Genomic DNA, 1,309 nt, shown 5'->3' on the forward strand with positions numbered 1-1,309 from the left:
CGGCGGCCTCCTCGGCGGTGTCCGCCGGGTCGGCCTCGGACTCTCTGGACTTCAACTGGTTCACCCTCTGCAGGGTAGGGCTGGGGGGTGGTTCTCCGCCCGGCGATCGGCGAAAAATCAGCCCGCCGGGGGACGAAAATACGGCCGCCCGACGGTTGTGGGACACCTCGCGTGGGTAGACTCCGCGGTTTTCGGGTGCGTGCCCGGCGACCGTGCGGAGCCACCGCGAACCGGACGTTCCGGCACGGTGGGCCCTGCACCACGGTTACCACGCATGGCCGAAATCACGCCGCCGCCGTCCGCCCATCGGGACGCACCGGGGCCTCCGCCAGGCGTGCGCGGGGCGGTTCGGGGGACACGGACGGGCATGTCGACCGCTTCGCCGCCCCGGCCCACCGCGTCCACGGACACCCCGCTGAAGCGGGCCCTGACCACTCCGTTGCTCTACTTCTTCATCCTCGGCGACACCCTCGGCGCGGGCGTCTACGTGCTGGTCGGCGAGATCGCCGCGGACGCGGGCGGCGCCGTGTGGGCGCCGCTGCTGCTGGCGCTGGGCCTGGCGCTGCTGACCGCGGCGTCCTACGCGGAGCTGGCCACCAAGTACCCGCGCGCCGGGGGCGCCTCGCACTACGCCACCCGGGCGTACGGGCCGTTCGCCGGGTTCGTCACCGGGTTCTGCATGCTGGCCGCGGGGATCGTCTCGGTGGGCGCGCTGGCGCGCGGCTTCGGCGGCGACTACCTCGCCGAGTTCGTGACGCTGCCGGTGGCGCTGGTCGCCGTGGTGTTCCTGCTGGTGCTGGCGCTGGTGAACGCCCGGGGCATCCAGGAGTCCACCCGGGCCAACGTGGTCGCCACGGTGATCGAGGTGGGCGGGCTGCTGCTGGTCGTGGCGCTCGGCGCCTGGCTGCTGCTGCGGGGCGACGGCGACCTGTCCCGGCTCGGCCGGCTGGGGACCCCCGAGCAGGGGGCCGCGGCTGCGCTGCTGAGCGGCGCGGTGCTGGCGTTCTACTCGTTCGTCGGCTTCGAGACGTCGGTGAACGTGGCGGAGGAGACCCGCGACCCGCGCAGGTCCTACCCGCGGGCGCTGTTCGGCGCGCTGGCCACGGCGGGGGTGGTGTACCTGCTGGTCGGCGTCGTCGCGTCGGCGTCGGTGCCCACGGAGCGGCTGGCGGGGTCCAGCGGGCCGCTGCTGGAGGTCGTGCGGGCGGCGGGGGGCGTGCCGGGGTGGCTGTTCGGCGCGATCGCGCTGGTGGCGGTGGCCAACGGGGCGCTGCTCACCGGGATCATGTCCTCCCGCCTCGCCTACGGG

The 1,309-nt window shown here is 74.6% G+C and carries 1 protein-coding gene; it reads left to right on the plus strand.

Annotated elements, in window-relative coordinates; translation table 11 throughout:
- Window positions 1-367: 367 nt before the first annotated feature.
- Window positions 368-1,309 (plus strand): APC family permease (locus HW445_RS31305; protein WP_180224155.1); only part of this gene is annotated, 942 nt, incomplete at its 3' end.

The sequence above is a fragment of the Streptomyces sp. UH6 genome (assembly GCF_013421635.1).
Classification (GTDB): Bacteria; Actinomycetota; Actinomycetes; order Streptomycetales; family Streptomycetaceae; genus Streptomyces; species Streptomyces abyssomicinicus.